This is a genomic window from Sulfitobacter sp. 1A12056 (genome assembly GCF_043558125.1).
In the GTDB taxonomy this organism is placed as follows: domain Bacteria; phylum Pseudomonadota; class Alphaproteobacteria; order Rhodobacterales; family Rhodobacteraceae; genus Sulfitobacter; species Sulfitobacter faviae.
Genome location: NZ_JBIFFY010000010.1, coordinates 23,504 through 44,401, shown reverse-complemented (window position 1 = coordinate 44,401; position 20,898 = coordinate 23,504). Strand labels below are relative to the sequence as shown.

Sequence of the window (20,898 nt, the reverse complement as noted above, 5' to 3'; positions counted from 1 at the left end):
GCCGCGCGTCAATCGAAGGTGCCCGCGCAGCGGCCCAACAGCATGAAGGCGCGGGCGGTGCGGGTATCGGCCAGCATCGAGATTTCCTCATCCGTGGCCTGTTTTTCGAATTCCGCAAAGGTCCGGTCAAAGCGGCGCAGGAAGTGATGCGCGGCGTCGCGGAAGATCGGGTCTTGCCGCATCCGCGCATTGGCCAGCGCCAGCGAGGAGCGATCCCGAATGCCGCCCAAAGGCGCGATGGTCCGGCCCCGCGCGCCGCTGGCGAATTGCCGCCAGACTTCGGGGCGGGCGCGGTCGGGGCGCAGGTCGTCCATATAGATGCCGTCTTGGCTTAGCAGGGTCAGCACATCCTGCGCGGCCTGTACAAGCTGCGCGGCAGACCGGTCTTTCAACGCGCGGCGCAGGGCGTCGAAACCGGCCTGATCCTCCGCCGTTTCGGGGAAGTTGAGGGCGCGGGTGAAATCCTCGGCAGAGAGCGGCTGCGCGCTGTCGCCCGCCTGCGTGCCAAGGGCCAGCGTCGGCTGCTCTTCTGCGGCGGGCGGTGTCGGCGCGGGGGCCGGATCGACGGGGCGCGATGGTGCATCGCGGCCCTGAAGTCCGGCCAGCGCAATCTCGGTCTTGCGGACGCTGGCGGCGAGTTCATCGAGCTTGCGGGCAATGCTGCCCTCGCCCGCCGGTTTGTTGCCCTGCTGTTGCGAGATATAGGAATGCCGGATCGCGTCGATCGCGGCTTGCAGACGTTGGCTTTCCTCACGCATGACCCGCCCGGCGCGGGCGGCGGTGGCCCCGACCCAGATCATCGCGACGGGCATGATCACCACCAGCAGGATCAATAGCCCGCGCAGCCCGCTGTCGGGCGTGCCCTCGGGCACCTCGGCGGGGATGAAGGTGAAATAGATCGCCGTGCCAAGCAGCCAGAGCGCCGAAAGCGCGCCCGCGATGACCTCGATCTCGGTGATGCTATTGGCCTTGGGCCGGTCGTAAATGCCCATCGGCGTGGGCCGTGCCGCGCCGGTCCCGCCGCGCGGGGCGCGGGGGACTTGCTCTGGGGATGCGGAAGCGTCGGGCTCTGCCATGTCAGCTTTCCCGTTCAAGCGTAGACGATCTTGAGAACCTCATAGGATTTCTGCCCGCCGGGGGTGCGCACCTCGACGGAATCACCCTCTTCCTTGCCGATCAGCGCGCGCGCGATAGGGGATTTGATGTTCAAAAGACCCTTTTCGATATTGGCCTCATATTCGCCAACGATCTGATAGGTTTTCTCTTCGTCCGTGTCCTCATCGACCAGCGTCACCGTGGCGCCGAATTTGATCGAGCCCGACAGTTTCTTGGGGTCGATCACATCGGCGAGCGAGATCACGCCCTCAAGCTCTTTGATGCGGCCTTCGATGAAAGACTGTTTTTCCTTGGCGGAATGATACTCGGCATTTTCCGACAGGTCACCATGTTCACGCGCCTCAGCGATGGCCTTGATGATGGCGGGGCGTTCAACCGTTTTAAGCTGCTTGAGTTCGACTTCGAGCGCGGTGTGACCGTCGCGGGTCATCGGGATTTTTTCCATGGCGGTGTGCCTACATAATGAGGGCCGCACCCGGGTTTTCGCCGGGGGGCGGCCAATTGCGTGTTAACTTGGCAGATACCTGACCCAAACTGCCCGCCAATTGCAAGGGGCTAACGGCCCCGGGATCGGCGGTTGACTGCCGTCAATCCGGTCCCGTTTTCGCCGTGCGGGCCGCAGCGCTTGAGTGGTGAAACCGGGCGCGGCAGCACTACCTCAAGGGGGAAGAGCCGGCGATCCGCAAGGTCGCGCGTCATGTTATGTCGTGGAGCCCACGTTTTGCGCAATAAACGCAGGGTCGCGATTGCATTGCGCGCGGCGGTGGTTTAGCCAAATCCAAACCGAATTTGCCGTGAGGGAGCACCAAAATGGCCGAGATTGAACGCGAAGCGATGGAATATGACGTTGTGATCGTCGGCGCCGGGCCTGCTGGCCTGTCGGCTGCGATCCGGCTCAAGCAGTTGGATGCCGATTGCAATGTCGTGGTGCTGGAGAAGGGCTCGGAAGTCGGCGCGCATATCCTGTCGGGCGCGGTGCTCGACCCCTGCGGGCTGGACGCGCTGATCCCCGATTGGAAGGAAAAAGGCGCGCCGCTGAACGTGCCGGTGAAGGAAGACAACTTTTACCTGCTGGGCGAGGCGGGCAAGCTGCGCATCCCCGAGTTTCCGATGCCCCCGCTGATGAAGAACCACGGCAACTACATCGTGTCGATGGGCAATGTCTGCCGTTGGATGGCCGAACAGGCCGAGGAACTGGGCGTCGAAGTCTTCCCCGGCATGGCCTGTTCGGAACTGGTTTTCGGCGAGAATGGCGAAGTCAAAGGCGTTGTTGCCGGTGAGATGGGGCGTCAGGCCGATGGCACCCCCGGCCCAAGCTATGAGCCGGGCATGGAGCTGCACGGCAAATATGTCTTCCTCTCCGAGGGCGTGCGCGGCAGCCTCAGCAAGCAGGTTATTGCGAAATACGGGCTGGATGAGGGCAAAGAGCCGCAGAAATACGGTCTTGGCATGAAAGAGATCTGGGAGATCGACCCCGCCAAGCACAAAGAAGGCACCGTGACCCATACAATGGGCTGGCCGCTCAACAGCAATGCGGGCGGCGGGTCGTTCATCTATCACCTTGAGAACAATCAGGTTTACGTCGGCTTCGTTGTTCACCTCGGCTACAAGAACCCGCATGTCTTCCCATACATGGAATTCCAGCGGTTCAAGCATCACCCGATGGTGGCCGAACTGCTCAAAGGCGGCAAACGCGTGGCCTATGGCGCGCGGGCGATCACCGAGGGCGGCTATCAGTCGATGCCCAAGATGGTGGCCCCCGGCGTGGCGCTGCTGGGCTGTTCGGTGGGCATGGTCAATGTGCCGCGCATCAAGGGCAACCACAACGCCATGCTCTCGGGCAAGGCAGCGGCAGAGGCGGCCTATGCGGCGATCCAAGCGGGCCGTGGCGGCGATGAGTTGACCGAATATGAGACCGATGTTCGTGAAGGGCCGATCGCGACGGACCTTAAGAAGGTGCGCAACGTGAAACCGCTGTGGTCGAAATACGGGCTCACCGCGTCGCTGGCGCTTGGTGGCTTTGACATGTGGACCAACACGCTCGGCTTCTCGCTCTTGGGCACGCTCGGGCACGGGAAATCGGACGCCGAAGCGACCGAGCCTGCGGATAAGCACAAGAAGATCGACTACCCCAAACCCGATGGCAAACTCAGCTTTGACCGTCTGACCAATGTGGCCTTCTCCTTTACCAATCACGAGGAAAGCCAGCCTGCGCATCTCAAGCTGAAAGACCCGAACATTCCGGTCGAGGTGAACCTGCCGAAATACGCGGGCCCCTCGGCCCGCTATTGCCCGGCGGGGGTTTACGAGTTCGTCGAGGATGACAAAACCGGCGAGACGCGGTTCCAGATCAACTTCCAGAACTGCGTGCATTGCAAGACCTGCGATATCAAGGATCCGACGCAGAACATCGTCTGGACCACCCCGCAGGGCGGCGACGGGCCGAACTACCCGAATATGTGAGCCATCGCCAAAGGCGCAATTAAAGGACCGGCACGCGCAGGCGTGTCGGTCTTTTTCGTCTTTTCGGCGAAAACCTGTCGGCCATGGGCGACATCACCGCCCCGCCATTGCGCCCCGGCACGAAGATGATAGCCTGCGAGCAAAGCGATATGAGGCGGTTTGCATGTTTCGGAATGTCCTAGGTTTCACCAGCGTTGCGGCGCTTTGCATCGGCCTGTCGGCGCCGCTGATGGCGCAATCGGTCGCGGGCCCCTATCTGGCGGGGCGTCATGCTGCCGTGAACAGCGACTACCCCGAGGCCGCGCGCTATTACACCGAAGCGCTGGCGCGGGACCCTAAGAACATCGAACTGATGGAAAGCGCGGTGCTGTCCTATCTCTCGCTCGGGCGGGTGGACAAGGCGCTGCCGCTGGCACGCAATATGATCACCCTCGGCACCAAGAGCCAGGTGGCCGAGATGACCCTCGTGGCCGCCTTGGCGAAAGAGGGCGATTACATGGCCCTGCTTGAACGCGATACCTCGGCCATCGGCCCTTGGGTCGGCGGGCTGGTGCAGGCTTGGGCGCATATGGGGGCGGGCGATGTAACCGCCGCGATAAAGGCTTTCGACAGCCTGAGCGAAGAGGCCGGGATGCAGGGCTTCGTGATGTATCACAAGGCCCTCGCGCTGGCGAGCGTGGGCGACTTCGAAGGGGCGGAGGCGATCTTTGCCAGTGGTGAGGCAGGGGCCGCAGGCCAGACCCGGCGCGGCGTGATGGCCCATGCCGAGATCCTTGGCCAATTGGGGCGCAGCGAGGATGCGCTGGCCGTGCTCTCTGACGGTTTTGGCACGGATAGCGATCCTGAAATCGCGCGGCTCATCGAAGGTTTGCAGCAGGAAACGCCCGCGCCCTTCAGCCATATGCCCAACGCCCAAGCGGGCATGGCCGAGGTGTTTTTCACCTTCGCCGCCGTGCTGCGCAATGAGGCGGCGGGGGACTATTACGTTCTGCTCTATTCGCGCATCGCGCGTTACCTGCGCCCGGACCATGTTGATGCGCTTTTGCTGACGGCAAGCCTGTTGGAGAACCTTGGCGAGCATGATCTGGCGATTGCCGAATATAAATCCCTGCCTGCCGACAGCCCGGCCTATCACGCCGCCGAACTGGGCCGCGCCGATGCGCTGCGTCGCTCGGGCAAGACCGCGCAGGCCATCGAAGTGCTGGAACAGCTCGCGCGCAGCCATGGTGATCTGGCCGTGGTGCATTCCACGCTAGGCGATATGCTGCGGGCCGAAGAGGACTATGAGGCGGCCATCGCCTCCTACGACCAAGCGCTCGCGCTAACGCCCGAAACCGCCCGCGCCCGCTGGGTGCTGTTCTACGCCCGCGCCATCGCCAAGGAACGCAGCGGCGATTGGGAAGGCTCCGAAGCCGATTTCCGCGCCGCACTTGAGTTGAACCCCGAACAGCCACAGGTGTTGAACTACCTCGGCTACTCGCTGGTCGAACAGCAGCGCAACTTGGACGAGGCGCTAGAGATGATCGAACGCGCCGTCGCCGCCAGCCCCGACAGTGGCTATATCGTCGATTCGCTGGGCTGGGTGTTTTACCGCCTTGACCGCTACGATGAGGCGGTAGAGCAGATGGAACGCGCGGTCGAGTTGGAGCCGGTCGATCCGGTGGTGAACGATCACCTCGGGGATGTTTACTGGGCCGTGGGCCGCAAGCGCGAGGCCGAATTCCAGTGGCGCCGGGCGCTCTCTTTCGTTGACCTGACGGATGCGGATTCGGAGGCCGACCCCGAGCGGATGCGCCGCAAGCTGGAAGTGGGGCTCGATGCCGTGCTGGCCGAAGAGGGCGCGGCCCCGCTCAAGGTTGCTGCGGACGAATGAGCCTTTCGAAGGATGGGGCGCCCGCCGACCCCGGCGCTGCGGCGTCGCGGATGGCTTGGGCCAAGGTGAACCTGACCCTGCATTGCACCGGCCAGCGGGCCGACGGCTATCACCTGCTGGATTCGCTGGTGGTGCGGGCTGGTGTGGGCGATCGGCTGTGTGTGGCTGCCGCGGATGATCTGACCCTGACGGTCAGCGGCCCGCGGGCCGAAGGGGTGCCGACCGATGTGCGCAACCTTGTCCTGCGCGCGGCAGAGATGCTGGACGCAGGCGCGGGCCGTGGCGCCGCACTGCATCTTGAGAAACACCTGCCCGCAGCGGCGGGGATCGGGGGCGGCTCTGCCGATGCGGCGGCGGCCTTGGAGCTGCTTGCGGCGCATTGGGGCGTTCCGCTGCCCGAAGAGACGGCGCAGCTCGGGGCAGATGTGCCGGTCTGTCTGACACGCGGCCCGCAGCGGATGCAGGGGGTGGGGGAGGTCCTCACGCCGCTCTCCGCGCTGCCGCCTTGCCATATGGTGCTGGTAAACCCTGGTGTCGATGTGCCGACGCCCGCTGTCTTCTCGGCGCTCAGCGACAAGAACCAGCCGCCGATGCCGGAGGTGATCCCGAAGTTCGCGGGCTTTTCCGATTTCATCGAATTTCTGACCGCGCAGCGCAACGACCTTGCCGCCCCCGCCATCGCGCGGGAGCCGATCATCGGGGTCTGTCTGGAGGCGCTGAGCGATGCGGCGCTGGCGCGGATGTCCGGCTCGGGCGCGACCTGTTTCGGCCTCTACGCCACGGCAGCGCAGGCAGAAGCCGCCGCCCATCGCATCGCCAAGGCCGCGCCGCAATGGTGGGTCGCCGCCGCGCCGATCTTGGCCGCTTAGCTGATCCGGGCGACGACGTAGTCGGCCAGATCGATCAACATGTCTTTCAACTCGTGGTCGGGCAGGGGGGCAAGCGCCGCTTTGGCCTTCTCCGCCCAGTCACAGGCATCGCGCCGCGTCGCGGTGAGCGTGTCGTGTTTGGCCAAAAGCATCAGCGCATGGTCAAGGTCGCCCTCTTCCTGTTTGCCCTTCTCAATGGTGCGGGTCCAAAAGGCGCGCTCATCCTCGTCGGCCTTGGCCACGGCCTTGATCACCGGCAGGGTCAGCTTGCGCTCGCGGAAATCGTCACCGACGTTCTTGCCCGTGGCCCCTGTATCACCCTGATAATCCAGCAGATCGTCGACGATCTGGAAGGCGATGCCAAGGGCGTCTCCATAGTCATAGAGCGCCGTGACCTGATCCTCCGGCGCATCGGCGATCACGCCGCCCACCTCAGTCGCGGCTGAGAAGAGCGCCGCCGTCTTGCCGCGCACGACTTGCAGATAGACCTGTTCATCCGTGGCCAGATTCTGCGCCGCGGTCAGTTGCAGCACCTCCCCCTCCGCGATGGTCGCGGCGGCGTTCGACAGGATGCGCATGACGGGCATCGAGCCCGGCTCGGTCATCAACTGGAAGCTGCGGGCGAAGAGGTAGTCCCCCACCAGCACCGACGACTGGTTGTCCCACAGAAGGTTCGCCGTGGGCCGCCCGCGCCGTTGGGCGCTTTCGTCCACCACATCGTCGTGCAGCAGGGTCGCGGTGTGAATGAACTCAACCGTGGCGGCCAGATGGACGTGATAGGGCCCGTCATAGCCGCACATCCGGGCCGCGGCCAGCGTCAGCATCGGGCGCAGGCGCTTGCCGCCCGCCTCAACCAGATGGGCGGTGACCTCGGGGATGCGGGGCGCGTGTTTCGACGCCATCCGCTCGCGGATCAGGGCGCTGACCGCCGCCATATCATCGCTTAGATAGGCCGCCATGCGGTCGTGCGGTTTGCCCGTTGCATCACTTTTCATCATCATTTCCCGCGTCCCGCTCGACATGCCGGTGATCCGGCTCTACATCTTTGATATGAAGGAACTTTTGCGCAGCACCGACATGACCATCATCGCCTTTGCCACCGCCCTTCTCAGGGGGGAGGATATAGACTGCTTTGAAATGGACGTAAACATGAGCGTGCTCGAAGGAGGCATCGGGATTTTCCCGCGCCGCCTGATGGTGCATCCTGATGACCATGACGCCGCCCTGCGGGTGATGCGCGACAATGAGATTCCGCTGGGGCTGTGACCCGTTTCACCGAAGACGACCTGACCTGCGACGCTTTTCTCGGCGGCAAGCTGCACCTCTGGCAGCCGCGCCGGGGTCGGGGCTATCGTGCCGGGGTGGACCCGGTTTTGCTGGCCGCGAGCATCGAGGCCAAGGCAGGGCAAAGCGTGTTGGAGCTTGGCTGCGGGGCCGGTGCGGCGGTGCTTTGTCTGGGGGCGCGGGTGCCGGGGCTGACGCTGACGGGCTGTGAGCTGCAACCCGCCTATGCCGAACTGGCGCGGCGCAATGGCGGCGCGGCGCTGGAGGTGGTGGAGGCTGATCTGACCGAGATGCCCCTGCATCTGCGCCAGCGACAATTTGACCACGTTCTTGCCAATCCGCCCTATTTCGACCGGGCCGCCTCGGTCCAGTCCCGCGATCCCGGGCGCGAGACGGCCTTGGGTGAGGCGACGCCCCTGCGACAATGGGTCCGCACCGCCGCGCGGCGGCTAAAGCCCAAAGGGCAGGCGCATTTTATCCATCGCGCCGAACGGCTGCCCGAGATTCTGGCGGCGCTGCCGCATGAGATGGGATCGGTCGAGGTGCTGCCGCTCGCCTCGCGCGCGGGAAGGATGCCGGAGTTGATTCTTTTGCGTGCGCGCAAGAACGGACGCGGTGCTTTTCGGCTCTATCACAGCTTTGTCATGCACCGTGGCGCGCGGCATGAGGGGGACGGCGATAGCTATGTGCCGGAAATCGAAGCGGTCCTGCGCCGGGGGGCGCCGCTGGTCTATCCTACTTCTTAAGCGTTTCTTTACCAACTTCACCCCTATGCTGCGGTGCCGCGTGACTTGTGGGTCGCGCTGTGGTCCACTGAAATTCTACACACCAATCATGGAGGATTGTATGGCTTTGAACGCACATCTGGACACCCTGAAGCGCAAGCATCAGGCGATGAGTGAGGCGGTGGAAACCGCGCAACGCGCCCCCGGTATGGACGATTTGAAAGTGGCTTCCATGAAGAAGGAAAAACTGCGTTTGAAAGAGGAGATTAGCCGCCTGTCGAGCTGACCCTCGCCGCGGAATGCGGCGTTTTTGATCGCTGTCGTTCCGCTCTGGCGGGGCGGCAGGCTGGACGGCTGGTAAAGGACGCAGTCGGGTTCTGTTTTCCCATTAAAAAGGCCAGTCTTTGGAAAAGACTGGCCCATTAAATTTCCAGAACATCGTCCCGTCAGACGACGAATTGCGCCCCATTGGCAGAGATCGTCGAGCCATTGATGAAACCCGCATCGTCGGAAACGAGAAAGGCCACCGCGCGGGCGATTTCTTCGGGATCTCCCAGCCGCCCGGCGGGGATCTGCGCGATGATGCTTTCACGGACTTTTTCGGGCACCGCCATGACCATATCGGTCGCGATATAGCCGGGGCAGATGGCATTGGCCGTGATGCCTGCGCGGGCGCCTTCTTGGGCCAATGACTTCACGATGCCCAGATCGCCCGCCTTGGTCGCGGCATAGTTCACCTGCGCGAACTGACCCTTTTGCCCGTTGATCGAAGAGATCACGACGACGCGCCCGAACTTGCGTTCGCGCATGCCGGGCCAGACCGGGTGGATCGTGTTGAAGACGCCGGTCAGATTGGTGGCGATGACTTCATTCCACTGATCGGGGGTCATCTTGTGAAAGGGCGCGTCGCGGGTGATGCCCGCATTGGCGACCACCACCTCGATGGGGCCAAGCTCGGCTTCGACTTGTTCGATCCCCGCTTTGGAGGCGTCGTAATCTGCCACGTTCCATTTGTAGGTCTCGATGCCGGTCTCTTCGGTGAATTTCGCGGCGGCTTCGTCATTGCCGGCATAGGTGGCGGCGACGGTATAGCCTTTGTCCTTCAGCGTGGTCGAAATGGCCGCGCCAATCCCGCGACTTCCCCCGGTGACCAAAGCGATGCGTGACATGTAATCCCTCCCTCAAGGTAATGTTCTTGCAAATGCATGTATCGGCGCGCAAGAAAGTTGCGCGCCGATTTAGTCTTAGGGGCGCTCTAGGCACATGGCAACACCCATACCGCCGCCGATACACAGCGTCGCCAAACCTTTCTTGGCGTCACGGCGCTGCATTTCGAACAGCAGGGTGTTGAGCACCCGCGCGCCCGAGGCACCAATGGGGTGGCCGATGGCGATGGCGCCGCCGTTGACGTTCACGATTTCCGGATCCCAGCCCATTTCCTTGTTCACGGCGCAGGCCTGTGCGGCGAAGGCTTCGTTGGCTTCCACCAGATCAAGGTCTTCGGGCGACCAACCGGCTTTCTCCAGCGCCTTGCGCGATGCATAGACGGGGCCGACGCCCATGATCGACGGGTCGAGACCGGCGGTGGCATAGGAGGCGATCCGCGCCAGCGGCTGAATGCCCCGCTTTTCGGCCTCATCCGCGCTCATCAGCAGCGCACCTGCCGCACCGTCGTTGATGCCCGAGGCATTGGCCGCGGTGACGGAGCCGTCCTTGGTGAAGGCCGGGCGCAGCTTCTGCATCGCTTCGATATTGGCGCCGTGGCGGATGTATTCGTCCTGGTCGACGACCGTCTCGCCCTTGCGGGTCTTGATGGTGAAGGGAACGATCTCATCGGCGAATTTGCCAGCCTTCTGCGCGGCTTCGGCCTTGTTTTGCGAGGCGACGGCGAATTCGTCTTGCTGGTCACGGCTGATCTGCCATTTCTCGGCCACGTTCTCAGCGGTTTGGCCCATGTGGTAGCCGTTGAACGCATCCCAGAGACCGTCGCGGATCATCGTGTCGATGAACTGCAAATCGCCCATTTTCTGGCCCGCGCGGAGGTTTTGCGCATGGGGGCTGAGGGTCATGTTCTCTTGCCCGCCAGCGGCCACGATGTTCGCGTCACCAAGTTGGATATGCTGGGCCGCCAGCGCCACGGCGCGCAGGCCCGAGCCGCAGACCTGGTTGATGCCCCAAGCTGCGCTCTCTTTCGGCAGCCCTGCGTTGATATGCGCCTGACGCGCCGGGTTCTGACCTTGGGCGGCGGTCAGCACCTGCCCCAGAATGGTCTCGGAGACTTCGGACGGGTCCACCCCGGCGCGGGCCACCAGTTCTTTCAGAACGGCGGCACCAAGGTCATGGGCGGGCGTATTGGCGAACGCTCCGCCGAAACTGCCCACGGCGGTCCGGGCGGCGGATGCGATGACGACATTGGTCATGATGTGACTTTCCTCTACCTTGTTGGGCGGGGGCACACCGACACGCGCCATCGTCGGGCGTGGGCGCTCCCGTCCCTCTGAGGTAGTGATAGCGGATGCGCTGCAATGCGGCAACTGAGCAGGCAGCCCGCCGCCGCAGCCCCGGCGGCCTGCCCGCGCGGGCCTAGCCGGTGGCCCGCACCCGGTCGAAATTCAGCCATGGGGGCCGGGTGGTTGGCGCGGCGAAGTGGTAGCCTTGCAGGCAATCGACGCCCATCTCGGTCAGCACCGCCGCATCGGCGGCGTTCTCCACGCATTCGGCCACGGTCAGCATGTCGAAATGCGTGGCGATGGACATCAGTGCGGCGGTCAGGGCGCGGTTGTCGGGGTTGGTGGCGATGCCGCGGATGAACTGCCCGTCAAGCTTCAGGACATCAAAGTAGAAATCCTTGAAATAGCGGATCGCCGTTTGCCCCGCCCCGAAATCATCCATGGCAAAGCAGATGCCGTGAGGCTGCAACTGGTTCATGAAGCTTGTCACCAGTTCCGGGACCATCATGGCAGAGCTTTCCGTGATCTCAAGGATCAGCCGTTCGCCCAAGGTCGCGTCGCGGGCCAGCCAGTGGCGCAAGACGCGAGTCCATTCCTGATACCCGATGGAGCGGGCGGACATATTGATCGACAGCCGCAGGCCGGGATGGTGGTGCAGCGCGTTCAGCCCCAGGCGCAGGGCCAGAACATCCACCTGCCGCCCGGTATCCGTGTCCTCGATCGCGGGCATGAAATCCTTGGCCGGAATCACGCGACCCGTAGGATCAAGCAGGCGGATCAGCCCCTCGTGAAAGGCGATATTTGTCGGATCGCTGGCCAGCATGACGGGCTGGAACGCCAGCAGCGTTTGGCGATGGGCCACAGCCTCCCGCACCATTTCAAGCGTCGCGGCATCGCGCTGCATCACCGCATGGTTCAGCGGGCTGTCCCCACCGGGGGGAACGTCGGCGAAAGGGCGTTGGAATCGACGGGGCACGGCGGTACTCTCTTGCTGTCCTGCAATTGGTATGGGCGCAAAGGTGATAATACGGTCTTAATCGGCGGCGATTTCCGCGGTGGATCGCGCAGAGGGGGGCCGAAGATGCAGCGCTGTGACTGGGCCGGGGATGACCCGATTTACCAAGCCTACCATGACACCGAATGGGGCGTGCCCGAATACGACAGCCGCGCGCTTTGGGAGAAGCTGATCCTTGACGGGTTTCAGGCGGGGCTGAGCTGGATCACGATCCTTAAAAAACGCGATAATTTCCGTGCGGCCTTTGCCGGGTTCGACCCGCATCAGATCGCCGAATGGGGCGAGGCGGATGTGCTGCGCCTGCTGAGTGATCCGGGCATCATCCGCCACCGGGGCAAGATCGAGGCCGCCATCACCAACGCGCGGGCCTGGCAGGAGTTGGAGGCGCGCGAGGGGTTCGACGCCTTCATGTGGCGCTATGTCGATGGCAAACCGCTGCAAAACCGCTTTGCCACACAGGCCGAGGTGCCGCCGAAGACGGCCTTGTCCGAGCAGGTGAGCAAAGACTTGAAGAAAGCCGGTTTCAAGTTCTGCGGGCCGACGATCACCTATGCCTGGATGGAGGCCTGCGGGCTGGTGAACGATCATATCCTGACCTGTCACCGCCACGCGCCCTGCGCTGCGATGGCACGTTAGGGGCGGGGCGGATCAAATTCGCCGAAAATCCCCCGTTGACTCCCCGCCATGGCCCCGTATAAGCGCCCCTTCATTGGTGTTGGTGGACCCCGCAAGGGGAAGCCTGTCGGGCTTCGGCCAAAGGACAACGCCCTTTACCGCCCCTCGGGGCTTTATAAAGGAGATCAGCCGTGACAAAACGCACAGCTGCCAAGCACAAACTAGACCGCCGTATGGGCGAAAACATCTGGGGCCGTCCGAAGTCCCCGGTGAACCGTCGTGAATATGGCCCCGGCCAGCACGGCCAGCGCCGCAAGGGCAAAATGTCGGACTTCGGCATCCAGCTGCGCGCCAAGCAGAAGCTCAAGGGCTACTATGGCGACCTGACCGAGAAGCAGTTCCGCCGCATCTACGGCGAAGCCGAGCGCGTCAAGGGCGACACCGGTGAGAACCTGATCGGCCTGCTCGAGCGCCGTTTGGACGCCGTTGTCTACCGCGCCAAGTTCGTGCCGACAGTTTTCGCTGCACGCCAGTTCGTGAACCACGGCCACGTCAAAGTGAACGGCCGCAAGGTCAACATCCCCTCCTACCGCGTGAAAGAGGGTGACGTGATCGAAGTGCGTGACCGTTCCAAGCAGCTGACCTCGGTTCTCGAAGCCGTGCAACTGCCCGAGCGTGACGTGCCGGACTACCTGGAGTGTGACCACTCAAAAATGACCGCGACTTTCGTGCGCACACCGAGCCTCGGCGACGTGCCGTACCCGGTTGTGATGGAGCCGAACCTCGTCGTGGAATTCTACGCGAAGAACTAAGCTTCTTCGCCTGTCGAATACCAAAGGCCGCGTGGTGCAAACCGCGCGGCCTTTTCTTTTTGCGCAGGGCGGCGGCAGCAGGGCAACAGCCTGTCCGCTGGCGCCGAGGATGCAGAATGATTCTGGCATCACCGCGACACCCCCGATAGAAGGGCGGCAGTAGCGTGAGGATGAGAGCGAGATGACACAGATCGCACCGCAACCGGGCATTATGGAGATCGACCTTTATCAAGGGGGTGCGGCGCATGTCGCGGGCCTTGAGAATGTGGTCAAGCTCAGCTCGAACGAGAACCCGCTGGGGCCCAGCCCTGCCGCCGTCGAAGCCTATCGTCGCGCGGCCTATGACCTGCATCGCTACCCATCCTCCGACCATAGCGCCCTGCGCGCCGCCATTGCTGAGGTGCTGGACCTCGATGCCGAGCGGATCATCTGCGGCGCGGGTTCGGATGAGATCATCGCTTTTCTCTGCCAAGCCTATGCCGGTCCGGGCACCGAGGTCGTGCACACCGAGCACGGCTTTGCCATGTACCGCATTTCCGCCCTCGCCGCGGGGGCTACGCCCGTCGAGGTGCCCGAGCGTGAGCGGGTGACCGATGTCGATGCCATCCTCGCCGCCTGCACCGAGGCGACGCGGCTGGTGTTCATCGCCAACCCCAACAACCCCACCGGCACGATGATCGGTCTGGCCGAGCTTGAACGTCTGGCCGAAGCCCTGCCGCCGCAGGCGCTTCTGGTGCTCGACGGGGCCTATGCCGAATATGTCGAGGGCTATGACGGCGGCGCCGCCTTGGTGGACCGCCGCGACAACGTGGTGATGACGCGCACCTTCTCAAAGCTCTACGGGCTGGGCGGGCTGCGCATCGGTTGGGGCTATGGGCCAGCCCATGTGATCGACGTGCTGAACCGCGTGCGCGGTCCTTTCAACCTGTCGCAGGCCGCACTCAACGCCGCCGAGGCGGCGATGCGCGACCGCGCCTATACCGACCATTGCCGGGCCGAGAACGCCCGCTGGCGCACGTGGCTGGCCGATGCGCTGGCCGAGATCGGCGTGCCCTCGGACGTCTCGCTCGCCAATTTCGTGCTGGCCCGCTTCGCCAATCAGGCCGAGGCCGAGGCTTGTGACGACTACCTCAAGACCCAAGGGCTGATCGTGCGCCGGGTGGCGGGCTACAACCTGCCCAACTGTCTGCGCATCACCGTGGGCGATGAAAGCGCCTGCCGCCGCGTCGTCCATGCCGTGCGGCAGTTCAAAGGGGGCAACTGATGGCGCAGGTCTATGACAGGGTCGCCCTCATTGGGTTGGGGCTGATTGCCTCCTCACTGTTCTGGGCGATGAAGCGCGGCGGTCTGGCGGGCGAAGTCACCGGCTATGCCCGCAGCGACGAGACCCGCGCCACGGCGCGCGAGATCGGCCTCTGCGACCGGGTCTGCGACAGTGCCGCCGAGGCTGTCGCGGGCGCCGATCTGGTGGTGCTCTGCGTGCCGGTGGGCGTCATGGGCGCCGTGGCCGCCGAGATCGCGCCGCATCTCGCACCCGGTGCCACGGTGACGGATGTGGGTTCGGTCAAGGCCGACGTGATTGCGCAGGTGGGGCCGTATCTGCCCGACGGCGTGCATTTCATCCCCGGCCACCCGCTGGCGGGGACCGAGCATTCCGGCCCGCGCAGCGGCTTTGCCGAGCTCTTCGACAACCGCTGGTGCCTGCTGGTCCCCGTGGAAGGCACCGACAAAGACGCCATCGCGCGGCTGCGCGCGCTCTGGGAAGGGGCGGGTGCCAATGTGGAGGAGATGGATGCCGAACACCATGATCTGGTGCTGGCCGTCACCTCGCACGCGCCGCACCTCATCGCCTATACGATGGTGGGCGTCGCCGACGATCTGCGCCGGGTGACCGACAGCGAGGTGATCAAGTATTCCGCCGCCGGTTTCCGCGACTTCACCCGGATCGCGGCGAGTGATCCCACGATGTGGCGCGATGTCTTTCTGACCAACAAGGACGCGACGCTGGAAATCCTTGGCCGCTTCACCGAAGAGCTTTTCGCCCTGCAACGCGCCATTCGGACCGGCGACGGCGATCATCTGCACGCCTATTTCACTCGTACCCGCGCGATCCGGCGCGGCATCATCGAGGCGGGGCAGGATACCGACGCGCCCGATTTTGGCCGGGGCGCGCCCAAGTCATGAGGGGCTGGGCTGTCCTGCCGCTGATCATGCTGGGGCAAATCGCCTTGGCTGCGGGGCCGGACAGTTCTGAGCGCCCCGTGGCGCGTCAGCAGGGGGATAGCTTGCCGGTCAGCGTCGCCCCCGGCGGCGCGATCGCCCCGCCCGAACGTGACCCCGCCGCCCGTGCCGCCGCCGAGGGCGGGCAGGGGATGAAAGCATCGCTCCGTCCCACCCTGCGCAGTGCAAAGGTCGAACAGGCCGCCCGTGCGCGGCAGCGGATGTTGGCCAAGGGCGCGGTCTGCGGCGATCTGGCGATACAGGGCACGCGGGTGGGCCGGGTGCCGGGCCGGATCAACGGTTGCGGGGTTGAGAATGCGGTCAAGATACGCTCGGTCTCGGGCATCCGGCTCAGCACCGCGGCGGTGATGGATTGCACCACGGCAAAGGCGCTGAACACATGGGTGCGCCAATCGGCGGTGCCAGCTTTGGCGGGGCAGGGCGGCGGGCTGAAGGAGCTCAAGGTCGCCGCGCATTACGCCTGCCGGACGCGGAACAACCGCAAGGGGGGTAAGATTTCCGAACATGGCAAGGGCCGCGCGATCGACATTTCCGGGTTTGAGCTGGCGGACGGCAGCACGATCAGCCTGTTGAAGGGCTGGCGCGCGCGGCGCAGCAGCGCGGCTTTGCGACGGATGCACCGGGGCGCCTGCGGGCCGTTTGGCACGGTGCTGGGACCAGAGGCGGACCGCTTTCACCAAGACCACTTTCACTTCGACACGGCGCGCTATCGCAGTGGTAGCTACTGCCGCTAAGCGGCCGTTAGGGCTGAACCAACCGCGGCGCAGGGCCAAGCGGGATCCCCGCCAGCATCATCTGACCATCCGTAAAGATCAGGTCGAGGTCCAATCCGCCCGGCGTGCCGCCCCGCGCTTCCAACAGCCGCAGCATGGTGTCGACCTGCCCGCGCATCGACGGCGGCAGAAAGCCCGCACGTTCGCCCGCGTCGAGCAGTTTGGACCAATTGGTGACCCGCAGGCTCAGCACCCCATCGGGAATGCCCGCGGCGTCAAAGGTCAGCGCCCCTTCGGCGCCCAAAGCCACCTCGCCCCAAGCGGCATCCACATTCTCAACCGTCAGCGCGTCGATCTGCGGCGGGGTGCCTGCCATCGCGCTGTGCCGGTCCAGCGGGTGGGCAAAGGTCACGGCCATCCGCGCCGAGAGGATCGGCTGCCCGCCGGGCTGGCCCGCGCCATCGCCCAAAACCTTGCGCAGCAAGGGGCCGGGGGTGATGCCGCCGGGCAGCAGCGCGATGTCATAATCCCGCGCCGCACTGCCCGATTGCGCGATCCGCATCCGCGGCTCTTCGGCCTCCAGCAGCAGCCCGTCGGGCCCGTCGACCTCAAGATGCGTGCTGCGAAGCTCCATCGCCTCCAGTTGAAGCGAGGTGCCGGGATGCAGTTCCAGATCGGCGCGCAGGTCGCGCATCTTCAGCGTCAGGGGCAATGCGCCTGCGGGCAGGTCGGCCGCCGCAACAGGCGCGCGGGCCGAGAGATCACCGGGCCACCAGACCGGGGCGGAGAGATCAAGCTGCGGGGCCTCAAATGCCAGACCGCGGGCCGGGTCTGCCACGGCAAACCCGCTCAGCCGGTTTTGCAAGGACAGGGGAAAGCCCGCTTTGTCGATGTCTTTGAGCGTCACCTCCCAACCCGCCGCGCGGCGGGTGTCGAGCAGGCGGGTCAGGGTGCTTTGCATCTGCGTCGTGGCGGCAGCCCACCACGCGCCCCAAAGTGCGGCGAGCACAATCAGCAGCCAAACCAATTTCCGCATTTCGATAGCCCTTCAAATCGTGCTTCAGATGCGGTTTACCGAAGGCCAGCAGAAAGGACCAGCAGGATGACAATGTGGGTATTTGGCTATGGCAGCCTCTTGTGGAACCCCGGATTCGAGGTAGCGGAAAGCGTGATCGCCACGCTGCCGGGCTATGCCCGTTCGTTCTGCATGCGCTCGATCCATCACCGGGGCACGGTCGAACAGCCGGGGCTGGTGCTGGCGCTCGACGAATCCGTCCGCTCGGCCTGCGAAGGCATGGCGATGCGGGTGGCTGCGGGGCATGAGGCGCAGACGCTGGAGTACCTGCGCGAGCGTGAGCTGATCTCTTCGGCCTATGTCGAGAAAAACCTCACCGTGCATCTGACCGATGGCCGCGACGTGGAGGCGGTGACCTATGTGATCGACGCGGCGCATGATCAATATTGCGGTGGCCTGCCCTTGGAAGAACAAGCGCAGATCATTGCCCGCGCCGTAGGCGGACGCGGGCCCAATACCGAGTATTTAATCAACACTGCCGTGCATCTGTCCGAAGTGGGCTTGCATGACCCCGCGTTGGAGTGGTTGCATGACCGGGTGAAGGCTTTGACCTCATAAAAACTTGGCAACTCTTTGCCGTTTCAGTGTAAGCTGCGGCAAGAGCAGAACAAAGGGTCAGGAAAGGCCGCATGGCACAGCCAGACCGCAAGGCAAAACCGCAGTTTTCACAACCGGTGCGTCAGATTTCTCTGATGCTGATCGCGCTCGGCCTCACGGGGGCCGGGGTCTTTCTGGCGCTGCCCCGGGTGCTGCCGATCTTTGCCGCGAACCCATGGCTGAATGGGGTCATCATCTTTGTCTTCATCGTCGGTGTGCTGGCCTGTTTCTATCAGGTGATGCAGCTTATCGGCTCGGTCCGCTGGATCGAGGATTTCGCCGCTGGCAATGCCGAACCCGATGCCAAACCGCCGCAATTGCTGGCGCCTTTGGCGTCTCTTCTGCGCCAGCGTGGCGCGCGGATGCAGGTCAGTACGACCTCCACCCGGTCGATCCTCGATTCCGTCGCCTCGCGCATCGACGAAGTGCGCGAGATCACGCGCTATATCGTCAATATGTTGATTTTCCTCGGCCTTCTGGGGACGTTTTATGGGCTGGCCACGACCGTTCCGGCGGTGGTCGATACGATCCGCTCCCTCGCCCCCGGTGAGGGGGAGGCGGGCGTCGATGTCTTTGGCCGTCTGATGACCGGGCTAGAGGCGCAGTTGGGCGGCATGGGCGTGGCCTTCGGCTCCTCGCTTCTGGGGCTTGCGGGCTCTCTCGTCGTCGGGCTGTTGGAGCTTTTTGCGGGCCACGGGCAAAACCGCTTTTATCAAGAGCTGGAAGATTGGCTGAGTTCCATCACGCGGGTCGGGCTGACCTCGGGCGACGATGTGAGCGATCAGAACATCATGGCCAGCGTGATGGATCAGATGGTCGAACAGATGGCTGAAATGCAGCAGATGTTCACCCAATCAGACGTCAGCCGCGCCATGGTCGACGACAAGCTGGGCAAGCTGGCCGATGCCGTGGACCGGATGACCACGCGGATGGAACATGACACGACCACCAACAGCGCGCTGGAGCGGGTGGCAGATGGGCAAGACCGATTGATCGCCACGCTCGAAGGTCAGGTTGCGGGCGAAGGGATCGACGCAGAAAGCCGGATGCGCCTGCGCTCCATCGACGTGCAGATGCTGCGTATCTTGGAAGAGATTTCTGCCGGGCGGCAGGAAACCATGGCCGAATTGCGCAAGGATATCTCTTTGCTGGCCAAGGCGCTCTCCGGGCACCGCGCCCCTGAGGCCCGCCGCCTGCGGGCCAGCGATATTCCCGGTGGCGGGGACCAGTAATGGCACTTTCCCGGCGGACAGGCGCACGGTTTCAGGGCTCCATCTGGCCGGGGTTCGTCGATGCGATGACCGGGCTCTTGCTGGTTCTGATGTTCGTGCTGACCATCTTCATGGTGGTGCAATTCGTCCTGACAGAGCGGATCAGCGGGCAGGAAAGCGAGCTTAACGAACTGGCCGGAGAGGTCGCGGCCCTTTCCCAAGCGCTTGGCGTCGAGGAACGCACCACCGCGCGTTTGGAGGCTCGGCTCGGCGCGCTGAATGCCTCGCTAAACGACGCGCGTGATGAGGTGTCGCGGCAAGAGGCGGTGATCGCCGGGCTGACCTCTGAACGCGAAGCGCAAGCGGCTGCCTTGCAGGCGGCGGAGGCCGAGATCACCGGCTTTGAGGCGCGGGTGGCCGCGCTCTTGGCGTCGCAGGCGGAAGATCAGGCGCGCATCGGTGATTTGGAAGACCGCGAAGCCGCGCTGTTGGATGAGCAAGAGGCGCTGAACCTCGCGCTTAGCACCGCGCGGGAGGAGATCGACGCGCAGGCAGAAACGGCCCGGCTTGCCGCCGCGAAACGCGAGGCGTTGGATGCGCTGGTGGCCGATCTGCGGGCGCAAAACGCCGAAGCCGAGGCCGAAGTCGACGCCCTCAATGCCGAGGTGGCGGAGGCCGAAGAGGCGCTCAGCGCCGAGGAAGCCGCCCGTCTGGCCGAAGCCGCAGCGGCGCAGGCCCTGCGCGACCGGCTGGAGGATGCGGATGCGGAATTGACGGCCATGACCCTCTCGCTTGAGACGCAGCGCAAGAAGGCCGAAGAGACGCTGACTCTTTTGGCCGCTGCCCGCGCGGCGCGCAGCGATCTCGACAGTGAGCTTGCCGCAGCGTTGCTGCGGATGGAGCGGCTGGAGGAGAGCGGCGCGGGTCTGGAGGCCGAGCGCGCCGCGCTCGCCGAAGAGTTGGACGCCGCAGAAGGCACCGAAGAGGACCTGCGCGAACGTCTGGCGCAGGCGCTGGCGGCAAAAATCGCGGCGGAGACTTTGGCCGAGGATAAGACCACTGCCGCCGAACGCCGCGCTGCCCTTTTGGCGCAGGCCGAAGAGACGCTGGCCGAGGAGAAAGCCGTGAGCGCGGCGGCGCAGCGGCAGACTGAGTTGTTGAACCAGCAAGTCGCGGAACTGCGCGCGCAACTGGGGAACCTACAGGCGCTGCTCGATGACGCAGTGGCGCGGGATGCGGCGAAATCGGTGGAATTGCAATCGCTTGGCTCCGAGTTGAACACCGCGTTGGCGCGGGTCGCGGCGGAGGAACGCCGCCGCGCCGAATTGGAGGCGGCAGAGCGCAAGCGGCTTGAGGAAGAGAGTAAGAACCTCGCCCAGTACCGCTCGGAATTCTTTGGGCGGTTGCGTGATCTGCTGGGCAATCAGGAGGGTGTGCGGATCGAAGGCGACCGTTTCGTCTTCTCCTCCGAGGTGCTTTTCGCGCCGGGCAGTGCGGTGCTGAGCCAAGACGGGCAGGGTGAGATCGCCAAGGTGGCGGGCATTCTGCGCAGCGTTGTGGACGACATCCCGCCCGAGATCGATTGGGTGATCCGCGTCGATGGTCACACCGACAATGTGCCGCTTTCCGGCTTTGGGGAGTTTGCGGACAACTGGGAACTCAGCCAAGCGCGGGCGCTGTCGGTGGTCAAATATATGGTAAATTTCCTCGGCATCGCGCCGGATCGTTTGGCCGCAAATGGCTTTGGCCAGTATCAGCCCGTAGCCGAGGGCAATACCGAGGCTGCGCGGGCGCAGAACAGGCGGATCGAGTTGAAGTTTACTGAAAAGTAGGCAGGCA

21 protein-coding genes are annotated in these 20,898 nt (G+C 64.3%); 14 read left to right on the top strand and 7 right to left on the bottom strand.

Annotated elements, in window-relative coordinates:
- Positions 1–8: 8 nt before the first annotated feature.
- Both ACGYLD_RS15935 and greA read right to left on the bottom strand, forming a co-directional pair.
- Positions 9–1,076, bottom strand: a complete 1,068-nt coding sequence (locus ACGYLD_RS15935) for a hypothetical protein (RefSeq protein WP_394403184.1) — start codon at positions 1,074–1,076, stop codon at positions 9–11.
- A gap of 14 nt (positions 1,077–1,090) precedes the next feature.
- Complete coding sequence (greA, locus tag ACGYLD_RS15930; protein WP_067268537.1) at positions 1,091–1,561, bottom strand: transcription elongation factor GreA; 471 nt, start codon at positions 1,559–1,561, stop codon at positions 1,091–1,093.
- A gap of 365 nt (positions 1,562–1,926) precedes the next feature.
- On the opposite strand from greA, the gene ACGYLD_RS15925 reads away from it, so the two are divergent.
- The 3 genes from ACGYLD_RS15925 to ACGYLD_RS15915 all read left to right on the top strand — a co-directional run bounded on the left by ACGYLD_RS15925 (position 1,927) and on the right by ACGYLD_RS15915 (position 6,321).
- On the top strand, positions 1,927–3,579 hold the full coding sequence (locus ACGYLD_RS15925; RefSeq protein WP_271693042.1) for an electron transfer flavoprotein-ubiquinone oxidoreductase: 1,653 nt from the start codon (positions 1,927–1,929) through the stop codon (positions 3,577–3,579).
- A gap of 163 nt (positions 3,580–3,742) precedes the next feature.
- Complete coding sequence (locus ACGYLD_RS15920; protein ID WP_271693043.1) at positions 3,743–5,452, top strand: tetratricopeptide repeat protein; 1,710 nt, start codon at positions 3,743–3,745, stop codon at positions 5,450–5,452.
- Positions 5,449–6,321 (top strand): 4-(cytidine 5'-diphospho)-2-C-methyl-D-erythritol kinase, encoded by an 873-nt coding sequence (locus tag ACGYLD_RS15915; protein WP_271693044.1) that lies wholly within the window; start codon positions 5,449–5,451, stop codon positions 6,319–6,321. The genes ACGYLD_RS15920 and ACGYLD_RS15915 overlap by 4 nt, the downstream gene beginning before the upstream one ends.
- On the opposite strand, the gene ACGYLD_RS15910 is transcribed toward ACGYLD_RS15915, so the two are convergent.
- Positions 6,318–7,316: a polyprenyl synthetase family protein gene (locus tag ACGYLD_RS15910; RefSeq protein ID WP_271693045.1), complete on the bottom strand. Its 999-nt coding sequence runs from the start codon at positions 7,314–7,316 to the stop codon at positions 6,318–6,320. The two genes, ACGYLD_RS15915 and ACGYLD_RS15910, sit on opposite strands and share 4 nt — an antisense overlap.
- 55 nt (positions 7,317–7,371) lie before the next feature.
- Here ACGYLD_RS15910 and ACGYLD_RS15905 point away from each other — a divergent pair, with 55 nt between their 5' ends.
- From ACGYLD_RS15905 to ACGYLD_RS15895, 3 genes are all read left to right on the top strand, one after another.
- Positions 7,372–7,587 carry a DUF2007 domain-containing protein gene (locus ACGYLD_RS15905; RefSeq protein WP_040700850.1) on the top strand — a complete coding sequence of 72 codons (216 nt, stop codon included), beginning with the start codon at positions 7,372–7,374 and terminating at the stop codon, positions 7,585–7,587.
- Entirely contained in the window at positions 7,584–8,351 is a 768-nt protein-coding gene (locus ACGYLD_RS15900) for a tRNA1(Val) (adenine(37)-N6)-methyltransferase (protein ID WP_271693046.1), read from the top strand. The genes ACGYLD_RS15905 and ACGYLD_RS15900 overlap by 4 nt, the downstream gene beginning before the upstream one ends.
- Positions 8,352–8,451: 100 nt before the next feature.
- Complete coding sequence (locus ACGYLD_RS15895) at positions 8,452–8,616, top strand: YdcH family protein (RefSeq protein WP_082852182.1); 165 nt, start codon at positions 8,452–8,454, stop codon at positions 8,614–8,616.
- 160 nt (positions 8,617–8,776) lie between these two features.
- Here ACGYLD_RS15895 and phbB read toward each other — a convergent pair whose 3' ends face one another.
- From phbB to ACGYLD_RS15880, 3 genes are all read right to left on the bottom strand, one after another.
- Positions 8,777–9,499, bottom strand: a complete 723-nt coding sequence (gene phbB / locus ACGYLD_RS15890) for an acetoacetyl-CoA reductase (protein ID WP_271693048.1) — start codon at positions 9,497–9,499, stop codon at positions 8,777–8,779.
- Positions 9,500–9,574: 75 nt separating this feature from the next.
- The gene (locus ACGYLD_RS15885) at positions 9,575–10,750 is read right to left on the bottom strand and encodes an acetyl-CoA C-acetyltransferase (RefSeq protein WP_209218288.1); all 1,176 of its coding nucleotides are present in this window, start codon (positions 10,748–10,750) and stop codon (positions 9,575–9,577) included.
- Between the two features lie 163 nt (positions 10,751–10,913).
- Positions 10,914–11,756: an EAL domain-containing protein gene (locus tag ACGYLD_RS15880; RefSeq protein WP_271693049.1), complete on the bottom strand. Its 843-nt coding sequence runs from the start codon at positions 11,754–11,756 to the stop codon at positions 10,914–10,916.
- A gap of 105 nt (positions 11,757–11,861) precedes the next feature.
- On the opposite strand from ACGYLD_RS15880, the gene ACGYLD_RS15875 reads away from it, so the two are divergent.
- The 5 genes from ACGYLD_RS15875 to ACGYLD_RS15855 all read left to right on the top strand — a co-directional run bounded on the left by ACGYLD_RS15875 (position 11,862) and on the right by ACGYLD_RS15855 (position 16,197).
- Entirely contained in the window at positions 11,862–12,431 is a 570-nt protein-coding gene (locus tag ACGYLD_RS15875; protein WP_271693050.1) for a DNA-3-methyladenine glycosylase I, read from the top strand.
- A 170-nt stretch (positions 12,432–12,601) separates the two neighbouring features.
- Positions 12,602–13,222: a 30S ribosomal protein S4 gene (gene rpsD / locus ACGYLD_RS15870; RefSeq protein ID WP_271693051.1), complete on the top strand. Its 621-nt coding sequence runs from the start codon at positions 12,602–12,604 to the stop codon at positions 13,220–13,222.
- A 181-nt stretch (positions 13,223–13,403) separates the two neighbouring features.
- Positions 13,404–14,486, top strand: coding sequence for a histidinol-phosphate transaminase (gene hisC / locus ACGYLD_RS15865; RefSeq protein WP_271693052.1), 1,083 nt, complete (start codon positions 13,404–13,406; stop codon positions 14,484–14,486).
- Entirely contained in the window at positions 14,486–15,406 is a 921-nt protein-coding gene (locus ACGYLD_RS15860) for a prephenate/arogenate dehydrogenase family protein (protein ID WP_067262228.1), read from the top strand. Before hisC ends, ACGYLD_RS15860 begins: the two co-directional genes overlap by 1 nt.
- Positions 15,403–16,197, top strand: a complete 795-nt coding sequence (locus tag ACGYLD_RS15855) for an extensin family protein (protein WP_394403180.1) — start codon at positions 15,403–15,405, stop codon at positions 16,195–16,197. Before ACGYLD_RS15860 ends, ACGYLD_RS15855 begins: the two co-directional genes overlap by 4 nt.
- 7 nt (positions 16,198–16,204) lie before the next feature.
- Here ACGYLD_RS15855 and ACGYLD_RS15850 read toward each other — a convergent pair whose 3' ends face one another.
- The gene (locus ACGYLD_RS15850; protein ID WP_271693053.1) at positions 16,205–17,212 is read right to left on the bottom strand and encodes a DUF2125 domain-containing protein; all 1,008 of its coding nucleotides are present in this window, start codon (positions 17,210–17,212) and stop codon (positions 16,205–16,207) included.
- A gap of 66 nt (positions 17,213–17,278) precedes the next feature.
- Here ACGYLD_RS15850 and ACGYLD_RS15845 point away from each other — a divergent pair, with 66 nt between their 5' ends.
- From ACGYLD_RS15845 to ACGYLD_RS15835, 3 genes are all read left to right on the top strand, one after another.
- Positions 17,279–17,809, top strand: a complete 531-nt coding sequence (locus tag ACGYLD_RS15845) for a gamma-glutamylcyclotransferase (RefSeq protein ID WP_271693054.1) — start codon at positions 17,279–17,281, stop codon at positions 17,807–17,809.
- Positions 17,810–17,880: 71 nt separating this feature from the next.
- A complete protein-coding gene (locus ACGYLD_RS15840) occupies positions 17,881–19,080 on the top strand; it encodes a biopolymer transporter ExbB (RefSeq protein WP_271693055.1) in 1,200 nt (399 codons plus the stop codon).
- The gene (locus tag ACGYLD_RS15835; RefSeq protein ID WP_271693056.1) at positions 19,080–20,891 is read left to right on the top strand and encodes a peptidoglycan -binding protein; all 1,812 of its coding nucleotides are present in this window, start codon (positions 19,080–19,082) and stop codon (positions 20,889–20,891) included. The genes ACGYLD_RS15840 and ACGYLD_RS15835 overlap by 1 nt, the downstream gene beginning before the upstream one ends.
- Positions 20,892–20,898 lie beyond the last annotated feature (7 nt).